Annotated in this window: 1 protein-coding gene; it reads left to right on the top strand. The window is 42.8% G+C overall.

Annotated features, from left to right (window positions below):
• The first annotated feature begins 167 nt into the window (after positions 1-167).
• On the top strand, positions 168-1016 hold the full coding sequence (locus JCM13995_RS13445) for an ABC transporter substrate-binding protein (RefSeq protein WP_054666572.1): 849 nt from the start codon (positions 168-170) through the stop codon (positions 1014-1016).
• Positions 1017-1171 lie beyond the last annotated feature (155 nt).

The raw sequence follows: 1171 nt of genomic DNA, 5'->3' as shown, positions 1-1171 counted from the left end.
CAATTAAACTATGATGAATATCTGAATTTCTCTCCAGATGGCAAAGGATTTGCTGATCTGAACAAATATAAGAACATCATTGATCTGAGTGGGTTCCTAAAGATGCTTTGCAAGCGGGGACAATTAAAGGGAAGCTAAACGGTATACCACATGGCGAAAACAAACGAGTGGTTGTTGTCAACAAAACCGTTCTGAATAAGGCAGGAATTGACTCTTATCCGACAACCTGGACAGGCTGGCAAAAGGCTGCCAAAAAGCTACCAGCTGATCATTATCCAATGGAGTTCTCTTCTTTCTTGGACATAATTTGCTATATTACCCAAAAGACGGGGAAGAGCTTTTTGGATGCTAATGGGCATATCAACTATTCCGAGGCGCAAATCAAAGACGGGTTTGATTGGTACAAGAAGATGGTTAATACAGGCGCAACACCATCTCGCAAGTGGGTTCTGGACACTGTCGGTAGTGACTCCGTTGCAGCGACCAAAGAATTTTTAAACGGTGAAATTACAGGCGTATTTGACTGGACGGCGCTGATGAGTAGCTACGCAACTAACCTTAAGCCAACAGGCATGAAGCTAGATGTTCCACCATTTCCACTCGCAAAAGGAGCTAAGACTGCTGGCGTTCTACAGAAGCCAACGATGCTATTCTCCATTTCAAAGCATTCACAACATCCAAAAGAGGCAGCTAAGTTGTTAAACTTCATCCTCAATGATCCAGCTGGTGTTAAGGCAATGGGGACGAGTCGAGGAATGCCTGTGAATACCAAAGCTCAGAAAATTCTGGAGAAGAGCAATGCCGTCGACGATATTACTAAGCAGTCGGTTGATTATATGGCCAAGACGAAGGGTGTTACCGAGAGCCGTTACCTGGAATTGAGTCAAGTTAACGATGCATATGCGCAAGTTACAGATTCTTTTGGTGTTGGTAACATCAATTCTACTCAAGCAGCTAAACAGGTCATTTCTAAAGTCAACGCGGCGGTTAAACAAGTTAAAAGTAAAATAAATTAATCATAGTTCCTTTGCCATTGATTGGCATAGTGACTGATTTATTTTATCCGTCAGAATCATTCGACACAGATCCGTGGCGCAGTGTGAGATTACAAAGCGTCACGGTTTTTATTAATTAAGTAATCGGAGGCGAGTAATGTGCAGAAGCACCGGAA

The organism is Lacticaseibacillus camelliae DSM 22697 = JCM 13995, from assembly GCF_001311195.1.
Lineage (GTDB): Bacteria > Bacillota > Bacilli > Lactobacillales > Lactobacillaceae > Lacticaseibacillus > Lacticaseibacillus camelliae.
Note: the sequence above shows the minus strand (reverse complement) of the source record. Positions and strands in the feature narration are given on the sequence as shown.